A 20,341-nucleotide genomic window follows, 5' to 3' on the forward strand; every position below is an offset into this window, starting at 1 on the left:
TGACCCGCCGTCCCAGTGACGCACCCGGCGACCACGACCGCCCGGACGGGCACCCGATGACCCGCCGTCCCAGTGGCACACCCGATGACCACGACCGCCCGGACGGGCACCCGATGACCCGCCCTCCCGGAAGCGCACCCGATGACCCCGCCCGACCGAAGGCACACCCGACGACCACGACCGCCCGGACGGGCACCCGATGACCCGCCCTCCCGGAAGCGCACCCGATGACCCCGCCCGACCGAAGGCACACCCGATGACCACGACCGCCCGGTGGCGGCCGAGCCGGCGCCGGCTCACCGACACCCTGCCCGCCGTACTCGCGCCCGTGGCCGCCTGCGGCATCGCCCTCGGCGGGCTGACCGCCTGGACCGCCGCCGGACAGGCGGGCACCCCGGCCCGTGTCGCCGTCTCCGACGGGCGGGTCTTCCTGCCGTTCGGGGACAGCACCGAGACCGCCGTGTTCTTCGACCTCACCAACCACGGCGGGGCGGACGACCGGTTGCTTCGGGTGACGTCGCCGGCGGTCGGCGGACCGATCTCCCTGAGCCTGCACCGCATGGCCGGCAGCGGAGCCGCCTACCGGGACACCGTGGACTCGGCCGCCGTTCCCGCGGGCGGCGGGCTGTCCATGTCCCCGGAGGGGCTGGACCTGACGCTGCGGCCCGAGGCGGGCTGGCGGGCCGGTGACCTGGTGCCGTTCACGCTGCACTTCGCGCACAGCGGGACGGTCGAGGCCCTGGCGGTGGTGGTCCGCCCCGGCAGCCCGGCGTCCTGACCGGCGGTCCGCCGGTCCCTGACGCCGAGCACGGGAAGAGTGTCCTTGATCACGCGCCGCCCACTGAGCCCCGGCCGGGGTTCTTTCCGTCTTTCCGTACGACGAGCAGTGTCCGGATGTGAGGATGGGACGCGATGACCGCAGGGTGGTGCGCTCGCACGGTGAGGGCCGCGGTGTTCGCGGCCGTCTGCGTGCTGCTCGCCGCCCTGGGCCACGTCATGATGTCCGGCTCCCATGTGCCCGCGGGGGCACTGGCCGCCGGTGCGGCCGGGACCGGCGCCGTCGGCTGGTGCCTGGCCGGCCGTGAGCGCGGGCTGCCGCTGATCGTGGCCGTGGTGGTCGCCGCGCAGACGGCACTGCACTCGGGCTTCTCGACGGCCCAGTCGGCGTCCGAGGGCACGGCATCACCGCCGATGGGCCACATGGGCCACATGGGCCACGCGGCGCACATGAGCCATGACGGCATGGACCACATGGCCCACGCCATGGACGGCGGCACCTCGTCGTTCGGGATGCTCGCGGCCCACCTGCTGGCCGCGCTGCTGACCGGACTGTGGCTGGCCCACGGCGAGAAGGCCGCCTTCCGCATCCTGCGGGCCGTGGCCGGCCGGCTGGCGGCACCCCTGCGGCTGCTGCTCGCCCTGCCCCTCGCCCCGGACCGCCCCCGCGGCCGTCCGGTCCGGCCCCGCTCGGACCGGGCGCCGAGCCTTCGTCTGCTCGTCCACGCGATCACCTCACGGGGTCCGCCCGCGGGGCCGGCCGTCGTCTGAGGACGGCTGGTTCCCCGAGGCCGCCCCTGTGCGCCTCGGGTCTCGGTCCTACGTCCGCGAAGGCGCCGCAGCGGCGGCGTGCCGTCGTGCGCGCGTGCCGTGAGCGGCAGCACGCTCACGCGACCCGCACCCGCGTGCCGTACGCCATCCCCTGCGCAGCGGCATCACGCTGCCCTCTCGCGCGTCCGTAGGGCCGGCTCCCCACTTCACCGGACCGAGCGCGCCCCCGTGCGCCCCGGTCCGGGTCACGGATCCCGAGAAGGACATCAGGTGATCACCACTGCCCTGCCCACCTCGCACAGCACGACCGCTCCGAAGGAGTCGCTCGACGAGTCGATAACCGCCTGGGCACTGGCCGCCCGAGGCGGTGACGCGGACGCCGTGGACCGGTTCGTGCGTGCCCTGCACCAGGACGTCCAGCGCTATGTCGCCCACCTGTGCGGCGACCCCCAGGCCGCGGACGACCTCGCCCAGGACACGTTCCTGCGCGCACTCGGCAGCCTCCACCGGTTCGAGGGCCGTTCCTCGGCGCGGTGCTGGCTGCTGTCCATCGCCCGCCGGGCCGTCATCGACAGCTACCGCTACGCCGCCGCCCGGCCCCGGCTGTCCGACGTGGCCGACTGGCAGCTGGCCGTCGAACTCTCCCAGCCGCACGACCTGCCCGGCTTCGACGACGGCATCGCCCTGCTGGACCTGCTGGCCACGCTGCCGGACGAACGGCGGGAGGCGTTCGTCCTCACCCAACTGGTCGGCCTGCCCTACGCGGAGGCCGCCGAGGTCAGCGACTGCCCCGTCGGCACGGTCCGTTCCCGGGTGGCCCGCGCCCGGGCGACCTTGATGGACCTGCTGGACGAGCCGGCGGAACCCGCTGTGCTCGCGGCGGTCTGAGCCGTGCCCGCACGAGGGTGCCGGCGGTCGGCCGCCGGCACCCTCGGCCCGTACCTCTCCCCGCGCGCCCTGGTTCACCTGACCTGCGCACGGCCGGGAACTCAGGGCGAGTTCACCCCGACTACTGGACCGGGTGACGCAAGTTCGCCCGTGTACCCACTCGATCCAGGAGTTGTTCGATGCGTTCTCGATCTCGTGCGTGGGGCGGTACGACGGCCGTCGTGCTGGCCGGTCTGCTGGCCTCCGGCTGCGGCGGCGGGCGGCAGGAGCAGGACACGGCGGAGGGGAACACCGGCTCCGGCGCCTACCCCGTCTCCGTCACCGACTGCCGGGACGCCGAGACCACCTTCACCGAGGCCCCCCGCAGGATCGTCACCAGCAACGCCTCCAGCCTGGAACTGCTCCTGCGCCTCGGCGCCGGGGACAAGGTGATCGGCACCGGCTTCCCGCCCGGCAAGGGCACGCTGCCCGCCGGCCTGGACGCCCAGGCGCAGCGGGTGAAGGTGCTCAGCGACACCGTCATCCCCAAGGAGAAGCTGCTCGGCTCCGGAGCCGACCTGTACATCGACACCTTCGCCGCGATGGACATGGGCGGCGGCATGGGGGACGCCCCGACCGATGAGGAGTTCCGGGCGGCCGGGATCAAGCACATCTACCTCAAGTCCACGGCCTGCGCCGCGCAGGGCCAGGGCCCGGTCACCGACCTGTCCGCGGTCGAGGCGGACATCGCCTCCCTCGGCGCGGTCACCGGAACCCGTGCCGAGGCGAGGCACCTCGTCGCCGCCATGCGCAAGAAGGTCGACGCCGTCCAGCAGGCGGTCGGCGACACGGCACCGAACGCGCGGCCTACGTACTTCTTCTTCGACTACGACGCCGGCACCCGGCAGCCCGTCGCCGTCTGCAACCGGCAGATCGCCCACGCCGTGATCACCCTGGCCGGGGCCCGCAACGTCTTCGCCGACTGCGACGGCGACTACCGGCAGGTCGGCTGGGAGGACGTGATCGCCAAGGACCCGGACTGGATCCAGCTCGGGGTACGGGACCGGGGCAGCGAGGCGGCGAACGACAAGGCGTTCGACGAGGCCGAGCGGTGGCTGCGCACCAACCCGGCCACCAAGGGGCTGCGCGCCGTCGAGAAGGGCCGTTTCCTGCGGATCGGCTCCGAGGCGACCACCATCGCGGGCGTCCGCAACGCCGACACGGTCGAGACGATCGCCAGGACCCTCCACCCGGACAAGGTGGGCCGGCCGTGACCTCGACCCTGCCGCGCCGCACGGCGCCGGCCGTCGAGGCGCGCGGCGGACTGCCCGCCGGACCGCTGTGCGTCGCCCTCGCGCTGGCGCTGCTGGCCGCGCTCACCGCGGCCGTCGCCTGGGGCTCCACGTCCGTCCCGCCCGGTGACGTGTGGAACGTCGTCTGGCGGCGGCTGTCCGGCGAGGCACCACGCCCCGGCACCGACGACCTCATCGTCTGGCAACTCCGGTTGCCCCGCGCCCTGTCGGCCGCGCTCGTCGGAGCCGGTCTCGGACTCGGCGGTACGGCGATGCAGGCCATGGTCCGCAACCCGCTGGCCGACCCGTACGTCCTCGGCGTCTCCAACGGCGCCTCCCTCGGGGCCGTCGCCGCGATCGTGCTCGGCATCGGCACCGGCGGCACCCTCGGACTCGGGCTGTCCGGCGCCGCCTTCGCCGGTGCCCTGGCCACCTTCGCGCTGGTCTGGACGGTCGCCCGGCGCGGCGGGGGCTTCGCGCCGCTCAGACTGGTACTGGCCGGGGTCGCGATCGGCCAGTTCCTGTCCGGGTTCACCAGCTACCTCGTCCTGCGGGCCGGGGACGAACAGCAGACCCGCAGCGTCCTGTACTGGCTCATGGGCAGCCTCGGCGGGGCCACCTGGGAACTCCTCTGCGCCCCCGCCGTCGCCGTACCCGCCGCCCTGCTCTGGCTCCAGGCGCGCGCCCGCGGCCTCAACGCCCTGACCATGGGCGACGAGACGGCGGCCGGCCTCGGCGTCGACGCCACCCGGCTGCGCCGGGAACTCTTCACGCTCACCAGCCTGCTCACCGGCGTCCTCGTCGCGGTCTCCGGCGCCATCGCCTTCGTCGCGCTGATGGTGCCGCACGCCTGCCGCCTCGTCGTCGGCGGCGACCACCGCCGCCTGCTGCCGGTCGCCGCGCTGTCCGGCGCCCTGCTGCTGGTCGCCGTCGACATCGTCTGCCGTACGGCCATGGACACGCAGGAGCTGCCGGTCGGCGTCGTCACCTCGCTCATCGGGGCCCCGGCCCTGCTGTATCTGCTGGACCGGCGCCTGGGGAGCGGCAGTTGAGAATCGACATCCAGGACCTGGAGGTCGCCTACGCGGGCCGGACCGTCGTCGCGGGCGCCCGACTGGTCGCCGCCGAGGGCGAGATCACCGGCCTGGTCGGGCCCAACGGCAGCGGCAAGTCCACCCTCCTGCGCACCGTCTACCGGCACTTGAAGCCGTCCGCTGGACGTGTGCTGCTGGACGGCACCGACATCCGGGGGATGACCCCCGCCCGGTCGGCCCGGCACATCGCCGCCCTCCCGCAGGAGCGGGGCGCCGACTTCGAACTGACCGTACGGGAAGTGGTCGCCATGGGCCGTACGCCCTACAAGCGGGCCTTCGCCGGGGAGGACACCGCCGACCGGGACATCGTCGCGCGGGCCCTGGCCGACGTCGGGATGGCCGGGCACGCCGGACGCCGGTTCACCGCGCTGTCCGGGGGCGAGCGCCAACGCGTCCTGCTGGCCAGGGCGTTCGCCCAGAGCCCCGACGTCCTGGTCCTCGACGAACCCACCAACCACCTCGACGTCCGCCACCAGGTGGAGCTCCTCGCCCTGCTGCGCGCCCAGCGCCGTACGACCCTGGTGTCCCTGCACGACCTCAACGCCGCCGCCTCCGTCTGCGACCGGCTGCACGTCCTGCACGCCGGATCGGTGGTCGCCTCCGGGCCTCCACGCGAGGTGCTGACGCCCGCGCTGCTGGCGGCGGTGTTCGGCGTCCGGGCGGCCGTCGTCGACCACCCCCTGACCGGGGACCCGCTGATCGCCTTCGACCACCACACCCCGGCCGACGCCCAGGTGCCGCCGGCGCACGGCGATCCGCGTCCGGCCGAGCACCCCCTCTGACAGGAGCCCCTCACCCATGTGCGGAATCACCGGCTGGGCGTCCTTCCTGCACGACGCCCGCACCCAGGCACCGGTCATCGAGGCCATGACCGCCACCCTCGCCCCACGCGGCCCCGACGCGGGCGGCGTCTGGCTGGGGGAGCACGCCGCGATCGGCCACCGCCGCCTCGCCGTCCTCGACCCGGCCGGCGGCGTCCAGCCGATGACCGACCGCCCCGACGAGCCCGGCATCGTGCTCAGCTACAGCGGCGAGGTCTACAACCACCACGCGCTGCGCGCCGCACTGCGCGGCCGGGGCCACCGCTTCCGCACCCGCAGCGACACCGAGGTGGTGCTGCGCGCCTACGCGGAGTGGGGCGAGGAATGCGCCCGGCACCTGGACGGCATGTTCGCCCTCGCCGTCTGGGACGAGCGGGCGCAGCGCCTGCTCCTGGTCCGCGACCGGCTCGGTGTCAAGCCGCTGTACTGGGCCCGGACCGAGGGCGGTCTGGCCTTCGCGTCCGAGCCCAAGGCGCTGTTCGCCCACCCGGAGATCAGACCCCGCGTCGATGCCGACGGACTGCGGGAGGCGTACAGCCTGCTCTTCAACACCGGCCCCACGCTGTGGTCCGGCGTCCGGGAGGTCGAACCCGGCGCGGTACTCGTCCTGGACCGGGCCGGCATCCGCGAACGCCGCTACTGGCGGCTGGAGCCCGGCGCCCACACCGACGACCGCACGGCGACCGTCGACCGCGTCCGCGCCACACTCGGCACGGCCGCCCGCAGCAGTCTGGAGGCCGACGTCCCGCTGTGCAGCCTGCTGTCCGGCGGCCTCGACTCCACCGTCCTGACGGCCCTGCTCGCCGACGAACTCCGGGCCCGGCAGGGGCCGACGGCGCGCATCCGCTCGTACGCCGTCGACTACAGCGACCAGGCGGCACGGTTCACCGGGGACGTGCTGCGCACCGGGCACGACACCCCGTACGCCATCGAGGCCGGCGCCTTCCTCGGCACCGACCACAGCACCGTCGTCCTCGACCCGCGCGCCCTCCTGGACCCCGAGCACCGCAAGGCGGTCGTCGCGGCGCGGGACTCGCCGATCGGCGTCGGCGACATGGACACCTCGCTCTACCTGCTGTTCGGGCAGATACGCCGGCACGCCACCGTCGCCGTCTCCGGCGAGGCGGCCGACGAGGTCTTCTGCGGCTACCCCTGGTTCCACGACCCCGGTGCACTGGCCGCCGACACCTTCCCCTGGCTGCTGGTCACCGGCGACGAGGCCGCCATGCCGCTGAACCCCGGACTCGACCTGCACATGGCCGAGTTCCGCGCCGACACCTACCGCACCGCCCTGGCCGCCGTGCCCCACGCCGACGACGAGTCGCCCACCGAGCACCGGCAGCGTGAGATGCAGCACCTGTCGCTGACCCGCTGGCTGCGCCAACTCCTGCACCGCACGGACCGGTTGAGCATGGCGTGGGGACTGGAGGTCCGCGTCCCCTACTGCGACCACCGCCTCGTCGAGTACGTCTTCACCGCACCCTGGGCGCTGAAGAGCTTCGACGGCCGGGAGAAGAGCCTGCTGCGCGCGGCCGGCAGGGGCCTCGCCCCGGCATCGGTCCTGCGGCGGCCCAAGAACCACTACCCGGCCACCCACCACCCCGACTACAACCGCGGCCTGCAGGCCATGGCCCGCGACGCCCTCACCGTCGGCCAGGTCCGTGACCTCACCGACGAAACACTCGTCGAGCCCTGCCTCGACACCCCGCCCGACCAATTGCAGTGGGGCCACCGCCTGCGCCTCGAACGCGTCGTCGACCTGGCCCTGTGGCTGGACCACCACCAGCCGGAACTCGCCCTCTGAGGAGCCCCCTTGACCGTCCAGGAACCCCCGGCCGACGCCGTCCCGCTGATGGGCCGCGCCTACCAGGCCGACCCCTACCCCCTGTACGAGCGGATGCGCGAGACCGGCCCTGTGCACCGCGTCCTCTTCCCCAGCGGGGTGCACGCATGGCTCGTGACGGGCTACGACGCCGCGCACACGGCCCTGAACGACGACCGCCTCGGCAAGAACCACGAGCGCGGCAACGACCGCTGGCGCGCCCGTGCCTCGATCATGCCCGAACCGCAGCACTCCCAGCTCCAGGTCCACCTCCTCCACCAGGACCCGCCCCGCCACACCTCGATGCGGCGCCTCCTCGCCGACGCCTTCACCCCGCGCCGCGTCCAGAGCCTGCGCCCCCGCTTCCAGCAGCTGGCGGACGCCCTGATCGAGGCCCTGCCCGAGCACGGCCCCGCCGATCTCGTCACCGGCTTCGCGGCGCCCTTTCCCTTCCAGGTCCTCGCCGAGGTGATCGGCCTGCCGAGGGAACTGGCGGCCCGCTTCGACCGCGACTGGGGGAAGGTCGTCCAGCCGGTCGGCCCCACCGACCCCGGACGACCGGTGTACGAGGCGCGCCTGCACGGACTGCAGAGCTATATCGCCGAGATCGTCGCCCACAAGCGCCGACACGGGGACGACGACCTCCTCGGCCGCCTGGTCGGGGCCGGCGACCGCGGTGAACTGTCCCCGGAGGAACGGGACTCGATGATCTTCCAGCTCCTCGTGGCAGGACAGGAACCGGTCACCAACCAGATCACCACCGCGCTGATCGCCCTCTTCCGCCACCCGGCCGAACTCGCCCGTCTGCGCGACGACATGGGCCTGCTGCCCCGCGCGGTCGAGGAACTCCTGCGCTACGACAGCGCCTTCGAGCTCACCACCTGGCGGTTCTTCGCCCACGACAGCGACCTGCACGGCACCGAGGTCCCGGCCGGCGACTCGGTGATCGTCTCCCTGTGCGCCGCCAATCGCGACCCGCGCCGCTTCACCGGCCCCGACACCCTGCGCCTCGACCGCTCGCCCAACCCCCACCTGTCCTTCGGCCACGGCATCCACTTCTGCCCCGGCGCCGCCCTCGCCCGCGCCGAGCTCCAGATCGCCCTCGGCACCCTGCTGACCCGGCTGCCCGGCCTGCACCTCGCCATCCGGGACGAGGACATCGAGTGGACCCCGGCCGTCCTCGGCCGAGGCGCCCACCGGCTGCCCGTCGGCTACGACCGACGCCGCTGAGCCGGCCGACCACCGGCTCCTCCACCGGACGACACCTGATCGCCGGAAGACCGGCGCCCGTCGGACGGCACGCGGTCCTCCGGGGGATCCGCATCCGCCGGACCGGCCCCGGTCCTCCGGGGGATCGGCGTCCGCCGGGCGGCCCCCGATCGCCGGAGGATCCCTCTCCGCCGGACGACACCCGACCTCCGGAGGATCCCTCTCCACCGGACGACATCCGACCTCCGGAGGATCCCCTCCCCGGACGACACCCGACCCGCACGCCACCCCTCCCCCGGAGGACCCCCATGCCGCTGGCGACGACGCCGGACATCCACCCCACGACCCTCGCCACCGACATCCTGCGCCTGCTCCTGCCCCACCACCGCACCACCGACCCCACCCCCGCACCACCCCCGGAGGCATTCCCCCACCAACTCCGCGGCATCGCCGCCTTCGTCCGCGAGGACGCCCCCGTCGTGTTCACCCTGCCCGCCTTCCCCTGCAAGTCCCCCAACCCCGCCAAGGTCCTCGGGCACCTCCCGGACCAGGGCGAACGCCTCTCACTGAGCTTCCTCGACACCCTGTGCCGGGACGTGGAGCGGATCCATCCGCCCGGCGCGCAGGTGATCATCTGCTCCGACGGCCATGTCTTCGGCGACCTCATCGGCGTACCCGACGCACACATAGACGCCTACGCCGACGAACTGCGCCGCACGATCGACGACTTGGCCCTGACCAGACTGTCCGTCCTCGATCTGCGCGACCTCCTCGGCGACGTGGACCACGACTCGGCGCGCGCCCACGTCCACCGGCTGCACGCGCCCACCCTGGACACCCTGCGCGCCGAGGTCCGCGCCGACTCCTCCGCGCGAGCCCTCTACCTGGGCATCACCCGCTTCCTCGTCGAGGACACCGCCGGCTGGACGGGCACCCGCTCGGCACTCCAACGCGCCTGCCGCCGACGCGCCTACGGTGTCATCCAGCGCAGCCGCGCCTGGGGCCGCCTGATCGCCGAGCACCACCCCCACGCCGTACGCCTGTCCATCCACCCCCAACCCGTAGGCGCCGCCAAATTCGGCATCCGCCTCCTCGACGTCCCGGACGCCTGGACCACCCCCTGGCACTCCACCGCCCTCCTTCGCACCGACGGCACGTGGACACTCGTGCGCCGCACCCAGGCCGCCGCTCGGGGGCGCCTGGTGAGCCTGGACGGCAGACCGAGCCATTACGAACAGAGGTGACGGCCCTTCAGTCCTGCCAGACCTCCGGGCCGCCGCCCTGCCACTCGACGAGGGAGGAGCGGACGACGTCGAGTTCGTCCCAGTCCTGCAGGCCGGCTTCCTGGACGAAGGCGACGACGTCGAGGAGCCCGTAGGCGATGCCGACGTACCGGCCGTCGATGCGGACGCGGCGGCCACCGTCCGTGGCGGGCGGAAGGACGACGACGGGGTGCTCGGTGGCCATGAGGCCAGCCTGCCGGTGGGGTCGGCGGGGCGCACGAGGTGGTGCACCAGACGCGTGGCGCACCCGGTCTGACCTGGTCGCTTCTCGGGAGGGCCGGCAGGCTGCCGACGTGGCGCCCGCGGGGGCCGGTCAGGGCAGGAGTCGGCGGACGGTCGTCCAGGTGGCAAGTGTGTCGTGGACGGGGCCGCGGGGCACATGGCCGAGCAGGGTCTCCAGATGGGCCGTCAGGTTCTTGTGCCACCGCAGTTCGCGGATCCGTTCGATCGGCAGGTCGCGCCAGCCGCCGGCCAGAGCGGCGGCCTCGGCGGGAGTGAGCGTCAGCGCGGCCAGGGTGTCGGAGGCCAGGGAGACGGGGCTCCAGTCGGGGTCCGAGTCGTCGGGGCCCAGGTGTTCGATCACCCATGTCCGGAGCGCGAAGTCCTGCCGGGCCACTCGGGCGCCCTCACCCTCGGCGGCGCCGGGCATCCGCCGGTTCGCGAGCAACGACAGCTTCGCCCACTGCCGACGGGACTCCGGGGAGCGGGCGCAGTCGTAGGCGCGCCCCTGTGCGACGACACGCGCCGCTTCGAGCCGCCGCCCCTGGGTCCCCTGAATGAAGGCCCGCATCTCGTCCGGCGTCCACGCGGTCGGCTCATGCCCCGGTTCCGCCCGGACCGCCCGGCGCATGCAGCACCGGGGCCACCGGTCCAGGCCGTGCTCCGCTTCGCGCGCGCGGATCCTGCGCAGTCCGGGGGTGAGCGCGCTGCCGGGCACGGGCTCGAAGCCGCAGCGCGCGTAGTAGGGCGCGTTCCACGGGACCTCGGTGAACGTGGTGAGGGTCAGGGCGTGCGCCCCCTCGGCGCGGGCGTGCTCCGCCGCGTGGTCGAGCAGCGATCGGCCGACCCCGCGGCGCGCGCTGTCCGGGTGCACCGAGACCTGTTCGACGTGGAGATTGCCGTCGACCCGGCAGGCGATCAGATAGGCGATGGGCGCATCGGCGTCGTCGACCGCCACCCAGGCCAGCCCGTCCCGCCGGTGGCGGTCGAGCTCGGCGACCGGGAGCGGTGCGTCGTCGGCGATCTCCGGCATGCCGATGTCCCGGAAGCTCCGACCGGCCGCCCGCTCGATGTCCTGGAGGGCGGGCAGTTCGTCGTCCGCGCGCACGGGTCGTATGGGCATGGCCACATTGTCCGAGGCCGGCCGGTGGACACCAACGGGATATGTGTCCGCGTGGCCCACGACCCGCTGCCGGCTGCCCGCCGCCCCCTCAGTCGCCGTGGTCGATCTCCGGGTCCCGCAGCAGGATCCAGAGGACGCCGTAGCCGCCCAGGTGGACGCTGTCGTGCTGGGTGAGGCCGAACATGTCCGCAGTGAAGACACGGCTGCCCGTACCGGTCGGGCGGGAAGGGCCGCCGGGCAGCACGAAGACCGCCCCGTTGGCCGTGTTCTCGATGGGCGAGCCGACGAACAGCTCCGGCCGGCCGTCCCGGTCGACGTCGGCGGCGGAGACGGTGGTCCCGAAGGAGTCGTACTCCTCGGCGGAGCTGGGGACACCGGGGGTGTTCTGGTTGAAGGAGTAGCCGCCGGCGCCGAGGGGGCCCGAGCGGCGGCCGGGGATCACGGTGACCGCGCCCGCGTGCGGCACGCTGCCGATGTCCTCCCAGGGTGCGCCGACGATGAGGTCCCCGAGCCCGTCCCGGTTGAGATCGGCCACCGCGACGGCGGCGCCGAAGGTGTCGCCGGCCTCGCTCGTGCCGGGCACGCCCTCGGTGCTCTGGGTGATCTCCTCGGGCCGCGCGTCGGGCGCGATGCCGCCGGCCGAGCCGCGCCACAGGAGCACGCGGCCGCCGAGCCGGCCGTCGACGCCAGGGGTCCGCGGATCCTCCGGGTCGCCGACGACCAGGTCCGCGTAGCCGTCGCCGTTGACGTCACCGGTCGCGGCGATCAGCCCGTCGCCCTGCCGGAGGGGCTCGGGCCAGTCCCGGCCGCCGGAGGGGTTCACCTGGACGCGGCCGCCGGTCAGGTCGGCCTTGCGGTAACCGATGCCCACCTCGTCGGTGGTGCCGTCGCGGTCCAGATCGCCGAGGGCGACGGACTCCAGGGGGCCGGGGTCCTGGGCGGCGACGACAGAACCGACGGTTCCGCTGCGGCTGAACGGTCCCTTGTAGGTGGCGGTGCCGCTGAGCCCGCCGACCAGGATCTGTGTCCTTGCGCCGGGTCCCGCGGCGACCACCGCCAGGTCGACGCCGTGGTGCTGGCGGCCCGCGGGCGCAGGCAGGTTGGTGCCGCCGCCCAGACCGCTCCGGCCGCCCCAGAGCACCGTCACCGTGCCGGCGTTGTCGTCCCGAGTGCCGTCCTCGTAGGGCGCGCTGACGATCAGGTCGGCGTACCCGTCCCTGTTCAGGTCCGCCGTGGCGGTGGCGGTACCGAAGCGGTCCCAGCCCTCGGGGGTGCCCGGAACGCCCGGCGAGTTCTGGGAGATCGTCTGGTGCCGACTCGCCCGGTACCCGGAGGACGAGCCGTACAGCACCACGACCGCCCCCGCGTACGGCGCCCCCGCCACATGCGCGCCCGGCGCCGGGAGCACCGCGTCCCGGTACCCGTCACCGTTGAAGTCCTCCGGCACCGCCCCGTGCACCGCCGCCGCCGGCCCGGCAGACACCAGCGACGCCCCGACGATCCCGGCGGCCACCAGCACGGCCGCCACCCGCCATCTGCCCATGTCCCTCTCCCCTTCCCGACGGACCGCACGGCCACGCCGACCCATCCGGCAGCCCCGACGCCCGCCGCCCACGTCCCCGACGCGACCTTCGAACGCCCGACCCGGTATAGACGTGACACACGCCGGCACCCGAAGGTTGCGTCCGATGACCAACCCCCACGCCCGCTCGCCTCTCCGCCGACGCCGCCGTGAACTCCCTATCCCTCGGCGGCGATCCGCCGATCACGCGGCACGCAGGTCCGGTCGGTGCGGTTGGATGGGTGCATGACGGATTGGGCAGCACTCAGTGACGCTTGTGGTTCCGCGGAGCACGTTCCCGCGCTGCTGGACCGGTTCGAGGCCGATCCGGGTGGTGTCTGGTCCGCCTTGATGGATCATCTGTGCCCCCAGTTGGACACCACGTTCACGGCCGGTGTCGCCGCGCTGCCGCGCCTCGCCGGGATCGGGACGGTCTGCGCCCCGGAGCAGCTTCCCTGGGTGCTGCTGGCGGCGGGTGCGATCGCGGGGTGTGCCGAGCCGGGCGCGCTGGAGGGGGCCGCCGCCTCCGCCGCGATCGATGTCCTTCGGGGGCTCACCGAGGAGTGCCTGAGCCGCACGTCGGACACGGAGGAGTACGTGTACCTGCTGCAGGCCCTCCTCGCCTTCGACGGGCTCAGGGACCGGGGCCGCTGCCTGGACGCACTGCACTCGGGGGAATACGAGGTGGACTGCCCTTACTGCGGGGTGGAGTTGTTCGTCGTGCTCGACGACGGCGAGCCCTTCTGCCGCAGTGAGGACCGCACTCGGGAAGGGGCGGCGAAGTCACCGATCCGCCGCGTCGAGCCCGGCGGGCTGGACGTCGTACCGCGGCGGCTGTACGACCGTGCCCTGGCCGACGGCAGGCAGCGGGTGGCCGACGGCCTGCCGTATCTCTTCGGGCGTGCCGTGTGCCCCGACTGTGCGACGGAGTTCACGGTGGGGGAGCAGGCGGCCGCACACTGGGTGGCCTGACACGGCGCGCTCGGAACCGGCGTCACGGCGCGGACGCCCGCGGCGGCCGGACACCGCTCGGGCTGCTCACAGCTTCGTCACATAGCCTCGTGCAGGGAGAGGTCGGATGCCGCAGGCGTCCAGGGGCGAGGAGGCGGTGGTGCTGGTGAAGAGCTGGCGGTGGTTCGTGGGCGCCGCGGTCGTGGCCTGCCTGGTGCTTCTCGGCACCGGCACGCGGGGCGACGGCTCCCTCGCCAGATCACTGCCCGCCGACGCCGCCGAGGAGGTCGTACCGAACCGGGTCATGACATGGAACCTCTGCAATCCCTGCGACGAGCGCAACGTCGACCGGGCGGCGGAGATCGCCACGTACGCGCCGCAGGTCGTCGGCCTGCAAGAAGCGTGCGCGCGGGACGTCAAGAAGATCCGGGACTATCTGGAGAGCTTCTACGGGCTGGACTACCACGTCGAGTACGGGCCGGTGCTGCGGAAGTGGAGCCGCTGCGGGGGAGCGCCGTGGAATCCGGGAGGCTACGGGCAGGCGATTCTCTCGGCGGCGCCGATGACCGACGTCGTCAAGGTCGAATACCCCGACGGAGGTTCGGAGGACCGCGGGTACATGGCCGTCACCACCGAGGTCGGCGACCGGTCCGTCCGCGTCTTCAACACCCACCTCGCGCAACGGCGTCAGGAGGCGGTCCGCGCGCAGCAGACCGGCGTCCTCGCCGAGGCCGTCGGCCGGTACGACCGCGCCATCGTCCTCGGTGACTTCAACGCCGTACCCGAGGCCGCCGAACTCGCCCCCATGTGGGAGCTGGCCACCGACACCGATCCCGGATGCCGCCCGACGTCCGGCGGCGACTGCGGGCCGACCACCGACTGGCAGAGCAAGTTCGACTACGTCTTCCTGCGAGGCATCGCCCCGCTCCAGCACTGGGTGCATCCGACCGCGTACTCGGACCACCACCTGGTGCACACCGACCTGGACATGTGAGCGAACGGCTCGAGGCGGGCGAGGGAGGGGCCTCGCGGTCCGCGGAGCCCGCTGCTTGGACCCGTCCGGGCGCCCGGTGGGAAAATGGACCTGTGCCGGCGCGGTGAAGGCGGTGAGGCCCATGGTGCTGCCTCTGGTCGTAGGGGTCGACGGCTCGGAGTCCGGGCTGCGGGCGGTCGACTGGGCCGCCGACGAGGCGGCGCGGCACGGGCTGCCGCTGCGGATCGTGCATGCCTCGCTGTGGGAGCGGTACGAGGCCGCCGTCCTCGCCGACGCGGCCGAGGCCGCTCCGGACGTGGTCACCGAGCATGACATCGCCGAGGGGATCGTGGCGCAGGCGGCCGCCCGGGCCCGTCAGCGCGTGGAGACGCTGGAGATCGGTACCGACGTCGTGCCGCAGGACCCCGCGTCGGCGCTGCTGCGCGAGGCGGGCGGCGCCGCGGCCGTGGTGACCGGGGTGCGGGGCAAGGGCCCCATCAAGGAACTGCTGCTGGGCTCGGTCAGTCTGTCCCTGGCGGCCCGCGCCCCCTGCCCGGTCGTCGTCGTACGGGGCAGTCCGCGCAACAGGGACGGCGTGAACGGCCGCGTCGTCCTGGGCGTGGGCGGCCCGGCCACGGGCCCCGCGGCCGCCCGGTTCGCGTTCCGGGAGGCCGCCGTGCGCCGCGGCACGCTGGAGGCCGTACGGGTCTGGCGCCGGCCCGCGCACCGGACGGCGCCGCATCCGCTGCTCAGGGGCGCGCCCGACCATCGCCGGGAGGAGGACGCCGCGACCCTGCTGGAGGAGGCGCTGGCGGCCGTGGGCGAGTTCCCGGCCGGGGAGGCCGGGCCCGTCGTGCACCGCACGGTGGTCGAGGGGTCCGTACGGCAGACACTGCTCGACCGGTCGGCGGCGGCCGACCTCCTGGTCGTCGGCGCCCCGCGCCGGCACCCCCACCTCGGACCGCAGCTCGGCCATGTCGGGCACACACTGCTGCATCACGCCGACTGCCCGGTGGCCGTCGTCCCGCACCACGGTGAGCCGGTGTCCGGGGAGCCATGACCCGGCGCAGCGGAGGCGCGCACCCGCCGGTCCGCTCATCCGCGCACCGCGCCCGCCGGTCCGCGTCGTCGCCCCGCGCCGCCGGTCCGCTGGCCCGCCCCCCGCGCCCGCCGGTTCACGTCGCCCGGCGCCCGCCCGTCTGCGTCACCTCGCGCCCGCGCCCGCCCCCTCAGTCGGCCTCAGTCGGCATCAGCCGGCCCCGGCCGCCGCGGCCAGCACCCCCGCCAGCTCCGTCGGCCTCGTGACCATGGGCCAGTGACCCGAGTCGAGGTCGACGAACTCCACCCGCTCGGCCCGCGCCAGCTCGGGCACGTCACCCGCGCCGATCCACTCCCGCGCCTGGTCGGGCGTGAACTCCGGGCAGACCACCACGACCGGCACCCCGAACCGCCGTTCGTCCACCAGCCGCACCACCCCCTTGGCCACCCCCTCGGGCACGGGGACCGCACCGGCCGCGAACGCGCGCCTGGCCGCGTCGTCGAGGTCCGCGGCGTCCGGCCCCTCGAAGGGGTCCCAGCCCGGGAAGGGCATGACACCGTCCCGCACCTCGAAGAAATCCGCGTACGGCTGACCGTCGCCGGAGGGGAAGCCGCCGACCAGGGCGACCTTGGCCAGCCGCTCGGGCCGCCGGTCGGCGGCCAGCCACGCCAGCGTGCAGGCGGCGGAGTGCCCCACCACCATGGGCTTGCCGGGCGCCGAGTCCACCGCGTCGAGCACCGCCCCGAGCTGGTCGTCGAGCGTGGCCGACTCGGAACCGTCCCCCTGTCCCGGCAGGGCGAGCGGCACCGGGCGGTGGCCGTGCGACTCCAGCGCGGACGCGACGCGGTCCCACACGGACGCGTCCAGCCACAGGCCGCCGACGAGCAGGATGTCCATGGTCAGTCCCCTTTCCCGAGGTGTGCGGACCTCACCGTAGGAGGAGATCCGGACGATCCACTGCCGGATTCCCGGCGGACCGGACCCCGGTTCCGGCTAGCCTGCCCCCGTGCCGAACGATCTCAGCCCCACCGCCCGAGCACTGCGCACCCTGGAGATCCTGCGGACCCGCCCCGGTACGACCGCCGACGAACTCGCCGCGCGGCTGGGCGTCACGGAACGGGCCGCGCGCCGGTACGTCGGGATCCTGCGGGAGGCCGGGATCCTCGTCGAGTCGGTGCGGGGGCCGCACGGCGGGTACCGGCTGGGGCGCGGGACACGGCTGCCGCCCGTGCACTTCACGCAGGCGGAGGCGCTCGGCCTGGTGATGGCGGTACTGAGCGCCCAGCCGGCCGCGGCCGACGCCGACGACCTGATCGGGACCGCCCTCGGCAAGGTCGTCCAGGCGCTGCCGGAGAGCGTCGGACGGCAGGCGGCGACCCTGCGGGAGTACGCGGCGGCCGCGCCGGACCCGCACTCGGCCCGCCCGGATCCGGCCGTCACCAGCGAACTCGTCGACGCCGTCGCGGCCCGGCGGCGGGTGCTGGTCGGCTACCGCAGCGACGCCGGGAACGCGTGGGAGGAGGAGGTGGACCCCTGGTCCGTCGTGGTGCGCCACGGACGCTGGTACCTGCTGTGCCACTCCCGTCGCGCGGACGCGATCCGCACCTACCGCATCGACCGGGTGCACGCCGTCCGGCGGACCGGCCAGGGCTTCGAACCGCCGCAGGACCTCGACGCGGTGGCGGTCCTGGAGCAGAACCTCGGCCTCGGCTGGGAGTTCTCCACCCGCGTGGTCTTCGACGCCCCCCTGGCCGAGGTCGCCCCCTGGATCCGCCCGCCCATGGGACGCCTTGAGCCCTTGGGTGAGGGCTGCGTCCTGCTCGGCAGCACCCGCAACCCCGACATGTACGCCCAGGAATGGCTGGCGCGCCTGCCTGTCGCCTTCCGCGTCGACGGCGGTGACGAACTGCGGGCGGCGGTCGCCTCGCTCGCGGCACGCTTCACCGCCGCCGTGACCGGCCGCCCCTGAGGCGGCGGCGCCCCTCAGGCCGCCGCCGCGCCCGGCTCCGGATCCGGCTGCCGCGGTCGCCGCGGGGCCGTGCGGACGGCGAGCACCATGGTCAGGCCCCCGCCGGGGGTGTCCTCGGCGTGGAGGGTGCCGCCGAGGGCCTCGGTGAAGCCGCGGGCGACCGCGAGGCCGAGACCGACGCCGACGCCGCGCGGGGCGTCGCCGTAGCGCTGGAAGGGTTCGAAGATACGGTCCTTGGCCTCGTCCGGCACACCCGGACCGCGGTCGACGACCCGGAGCTCTACGCGGTCCCCGAGCGCGCTGGCCGAGACCAGGACCTTCTGCCGCGGCGGGCTGTACTTGACGGCGTTCTCGACGACATTGGCGACGGCCCGCTCCAGCAGCCCCCGGTCGACCTCGACCATGGGCAGCGTCTCCGGGATGTCCAGGTCCACACTGTCCTCGGGCACCCCGACGAGCGCCATGGGCACCACCTCGTCGAGGTCCGTCTCGCGGACGACCGGGGCGACGGTGCCGGTCTGCAGCCGGGACATGTCCAGCAGGTTCCCGACCAGCTGGTCGAGCCGGTCGGCGCCGTCCTCGACGGCCTCCAGCAGCTCCGCCCGGTCCTCCTGCGACCAGTCGACGTCGTCCGAGCGCAGCGAGGAGACCGCGGCCTTGATTCCGGCCAGCGGGGTGCGCAGGTCGTGGCTGACGGCGGCGAGCAGCGCGGTGCGGATGCGGTTGCCCTCCGCCAGCTCCGCGGCGCGGTCGGCCTCGCGCCGCAGACGCTGCCGGTCGAGGACGACGGCGGCCTGCGCGGCGAACGCGGCCAGCACCCGGCGGTCGGCGGCCGGCAGTACCCGGCCGCGCAGGGACAGCGCCATGTGGTCGCCGATCGGCACCTCGACGTCCCCGGATTCCGGGGTCTCGGCGGGCCGCGGCCCCACGCTCCCGGCACATGTCCAGGGCGCCGTCTCGCCGGTCCGCTCCAGCAGCGCCACCGACTCCATGCCGAACGTCTCCCGGACCCGCTCCAGCAGCGCCTCCAGCGAGGTCTCGCCGCGCAGCACATGCCCCGCGAGGAAGGAGAGGATCTCCGACTCGGCCCGCAGCCGCGCGGCCTGGTCGGTCCGCCGGGCGGCGAGGCCCACGACCGAGGCCACGGACACCGCGACGCCCACGAAGACCGCGATGGCGACGATGTTCCTGCCGTCGGCGATCGTCAGGGTGTGGAAGGGCGGGGAGAAGAACCAGTTCAGCAGCGCGGAGCCCGCCACCGCGGACGCCAGCGCCGGGAGCAGCCCGCCCAGCAGGGCCGCCGCCACCGTCAGGCTCAGGAACAGCAGCATGGAGTTGGCCAGGCCCGGATCCGGCGCCGCACCCTTGAGGATCCAGGTGAGGAGCGCCGGGCCCAGCACACCGACGAACCAGCCCCAGACCACCCGGCACCGTCCCAGCCGTGCCCCGCGCGCCACCGGCAGCCCGCGGCCCCTGCCCGCCTCGTCATGGGTGACGAGGTGGACGTCGAGGTCGGGTCCGCAGGCACGGGCGACGGTGGCGCCGACGCCCGGCCCGAGGACGTACTGCCAGTTCCGGCGGCGGGAGACGCCCAGCACGATCTGTGTGGCGTTCGCACCGCGCGCGAAGTCCAGCAGCGCGGCCGGGACGTCGTCCCCGATCACATGGTGGAACGTTCCGCCCAGGGCCTCGACCAGCGTGCGCTGCTCCGCGAGTTCCTTCGGCGAGGCCGCGGTCAGGCCGTCGCTGCGGGAGACGTAGACGGCGAGCACCTGCCCGCCGGCGCCCTTCTCGGCGAGCCGCGCGGCCCGCCGGACGAGCGTGCGTCCCTCGGGGCCGCCGGTCAGCCCGACGACGATCCGCTCGCGCGAGCCCCAGATCCTGGAGACGTCGTGCTCGCTGCGGTACTCGGTCAGATACGCGTCGACCCGGTCGGCCACCCACAGCAGCGCCAGTTCCCGCAGGGCGGTCAGATTGCCCGGCCGGAAGTAGTGGGACAGGGCCGCGTCGACCCTGTCCGGCCGGTAGATGTTGCCGTGCGCCATCCGCCGGCGCAGCGCCTGCGGCGACATGTCGACCAGCTCGATCTGGTCGGCACGCCGTACGACCTCGTCGGGCACGGTTTCGTGCTGCCGCACCCCGGTGATGGACTCGACCACGTCGCCCAGCGACTCCAGATGCTGGATGTCGAGGGTCGAGATCACGTCGATGCCCGCGGCGAGCAGTTCCTCGACGTCCTGCCAGCGCTTGTGGTTGCGCGAGCCGGGCACATTGGTGTGGGCCAGCTCGTCGACCAGGGCGACCGCCGGGGCCCGGCGCAGGACGGCGTCCACGTCCATCTCCGGGCAGACCGCGCCGCGGTGGGCGACGTGGCGGCGGGGCACCTGTTCCAGCCCGTGCAGCAGCACCTCGGTGCGCGGCCGGTCGTGGTGCTCGGCGAGGGCGACGACGCAGTCGGTGCCGCGCTCCACCCGGCGGTGCGCCTCCGAGAGCATCGCGTACGTCTTGCCGACGCCCGGTGCCGCGCCGAGGTAGATCCGGAGCTTGCCGCGTGCCATGGGGTTCCTCGG

The 20,341-nt window shown here is 74.2% G+C and carries 17 protein-coding genes and 1 pseudogene; 13 read left to right on the forward strand and 5 right to left on the reverse strand.

Annotated features, from left to right (window positions below; genetic code table 11):
- Positions 1-256: 256 nt before the first annotated feature.
- The 9 genes from ACSU6M_RS31730 to ACSU6M_RS31770 all read left to right on the forward strand — a co-directional run bounded on the left by ACSU6M_RS31730 (position 257) and on the right by ACSU6M_RS31770 (position 9,897).
- Positions 257-778: a copper chaperone PCu(A)C gene (locus ACSU6M_RS31730; RefSeq protein ID WP_437074413.1), complete on the forward strand. Its 522-nt coding sequence runs from the start codon at positions 257-259 to the stop codon at positions 776-778.
- A 134-nt stretch (positions 779-912) separates the two neighbouring features.
- Positions 913-1,548, forward strand: a complete 636-nt coding sequence (locus tag ACSU6M_RS31735; RefSeq protein ID WP_437074415.1) for a hypothetical protein — start codon at positions 913-915, stop codon at positions 1,546-1,548.
- 270 nt (positions 1,549-1,818) lie between these two features.
- The gene (locus tag ACSU6M_RS31740) at positions 1,819-2,436 is read left to right on the forward strand and encodes a sigma-70 family RNA polymerase sigma factor (RefSeq protein ID WP_437074417.1); all 618 of its coding nucleotides are present in this window, start codon (positions 1,819-1,821) and stop codon (positions 2,434-2,436) included.
- A 179-nt stretch (positions 2,437-2,615) separates the two neighbouring features.
- Entirely contained in the window at positions 2,616-3,689 is a 1,074-nt protein-coding gene (locus ACSU6M_RS31745) for an ABC transporter substrate-binding protein (RefSeq protein ID WP_437074419.1), read from the forward strand.
- Entirely contained in the window at positions 3,686-4,759 is a 1,074-nt protein-coding gene (locus tag ACSU6M_RS31750) for a FecCD family ABC transporter permease (RefSeq protein WP_437074421.1), read from the forward strand. The genes ACSU6M_RS31745 and ACSU6M_RS31750 overlap by 4 nt, the downstream gene beginning before the upstream one ends.
- A complete protein-coding gene (locus ACSU6M_RS31755) occupies positions 4,756-5,583 on the forward strand; it encodes an ABC transporter ATP-binding protein (protein ID WP_437074422.1) in 828 nt (275 codons plus the stop codon). Before ACSU6M_RS31750 ends, ACSU6M_RS31755 begins: the two co-directional genes overlap by 4 nt.
- Before the next feature lie 16 nt (positions 5,584-5,599).
- Positions 5,600-7,426, forward strand: a complete 1,827-nt coding sequence (gene asnB, locus ACSU6M_RS31760) for an asparagine synthase (glutamine-hydrolyzing) (protein WP_437074424.1) — start codon at positions 5,600-5,602, stop codon at positions 7,424-7,426.
- Positions 7,427-7,474: 48 nt separating this feature from the next.
- On the forward strand, positions 7,475-8,674 hold the full coding sequence (locus ACSU6M_RS31765) for a cytochrome P450 family protein (RefSeq protein WP_437075434.1): 1,200 nt from the start codon (positions 7,475-7,477) through the stop codon (positions 8,672-8,674).
- Between the two features lie 287 nt (positions 8,675-8,961).
- Complete coding sequence (locus ACSU6M_RS31770; protein ID WP_437074425.1) at positions 8,962-9,897, forward strand: L-tyrosine/L-tryptophan isonitrile synthase family protein; 936 nt, start codon at positions 8,962-8,964, stop codon at positions 9,895-9,897.
- Positions 9,898-9,904: 7 nt separating this feature from the next.
- On the opposite strand, the gene ACSU6M_RS31775 is transcribed toward ACSU6M_RS31770, so the two are convergent.
- The 3 genes and pseudogenes from ACSU6M_RS31775 to ACSU6M_RS31785 all read right to left on the reverse strand — a co-directional run bounded on the left by ACSU6M_RS31775 (position 9,905) and on the right by ACSU6M_RS31785 (position 12,821).
- On the reverse strand, positions 9,905-10,120 hold the full coding sequence (locus tag ACSU6M_RS31775; RefSeq protein WP_437074427.1) for a hypothetical protein: 216 nt from the start codon (positions 10,118-10,120) through the stop codon (positions 9,905-9,907).
- 651 nt (positions 10,121-10,771) lie between these two features.
- A pseudogene (locus ACSU6M_RS31780) lies at positions 10,772-11,278 on the reverse strand (GNAT family N-acetyltransferase); the annotation flags it as partial.
- An 88-nt stretch (positions 11,279-11,366) separates the two neighbouring features.
- Positions 11,367-12,821, reverse strand: a complete 1,455-nt coding sequence (locus ACSU6M_RS31785) for an FG-GAP repeat protein (protein ID WP_437074429.1) — start codon at positions 12,819-12,821, stop codon at positions 11,367-11,369.
- 390 nt (positions 12,822-13,211) lie between these two features.
- Between ACSU6M_RS31785 and ACSU6M_RS31790 the strand changes: the two genes are divergently transcribed.
- The 3 genes from ACSU6M_RS31790 (at position 13,212) to ACSU6M_RS31800 (ending at position 15,823) form a co-directional block, all read left to right on the forward strand.
- Positions 13,212-13,811 carry a hypothetical protein gene (locus ACSU6M_RS31790; protein ID WP_437074431.1) on the forward strand — a complete coding sequence of 200 codons (600 nt, stop codon included), beginning with the start codon at positions 13,212-13,214 and terminating at the stop codon, positions 13,809-13,811.
- A 106-nt stretch (positions 13,812-13,917) separates the two neighbouring features.
- The gene (locus ACSU6M_RS31795; protein ID WP_437074433.1) at positions 13,918-14,784 is read left to right on the forward strand and encodes an endonuclease/exonuclease/phosphatase family protein; all 867 of its coding nucleotides are present in this window, start codon (positions 13,918-13,920) and stop codon (positions 14,782-14,784) included.
- A 121-nt stretch (positions 14,785-14,905) separates the two neighbouring features.
- Complete coding sequence (locus ACSU6M_RS31800; protein ID WP_437074435.1) at positions 14,906-15,823, forward strand: universal stress protein; 918 nt, start codon at positions 14,906-14,908, stop codon at positions 15,821-15,823.
- Between the two features lie 189 nt (positions 15,824-16,012).
- Here ACSU6M_RS31800 and ACSU6M_RS31805 read toward each other — a convergent pair whose 3' ends face one another.
- On the reverse strand, positions 16,013-16,699 hold the full coding sequence (locus ACSU6M_RS31805) for an alpha/beta fold hydrolase (protein WP_437074437.1): 687 nt from the start codon (positions 16,697-16,699) through the stop codon (positions 16,013-16,015).
- 109 nt (positions 16,700-16,808) lie between these two features.
- On the opposite strand from ACSU6M_RS31805, the gene ACSU6M_RS31810 reads away from it, so the two are divergent.
- Complete coding sequence (locus ACSU6M_RS31810; protein ID WP_437074438.1) at positions 16,809-17,771, forward strand: helix-turn-helix transcriptional regulator; 963 nt, start codon at positions 16,809-16,811, stop codon at positions 17,769-17,771.
- A gap of 14 nt (positions 17,772-17,785) precedes the next feature.
- Here the strand turns inward: ACSU6M_RS31810 and ACSU6M_RS31815 are convergent, their stop codons facing one another.
- Positions 17,786-20,329: an ATP-binding protein gene (locus tag ACSU6M_RS31815; protein WP_437074440.1), complete on the reverse strand. Its 2,544-nt coding sequence runs from the start codon at positions 20,327-20,329 to the stop codon at positions 17,786-17,788.
- Between the last annotated feature and the right edge of the window lie 12 nt (positions 20,330-20,341).

The sequence above is a fragment of the Streptomyces sp. enrichment culture genome (assembly GCF_964272895.1).
Taxonomy (GTDB): Bacteria; Actinomycetota; Actinomycetes; order Streptomycetales; family Streptomycetaceae; genus Streptomyces.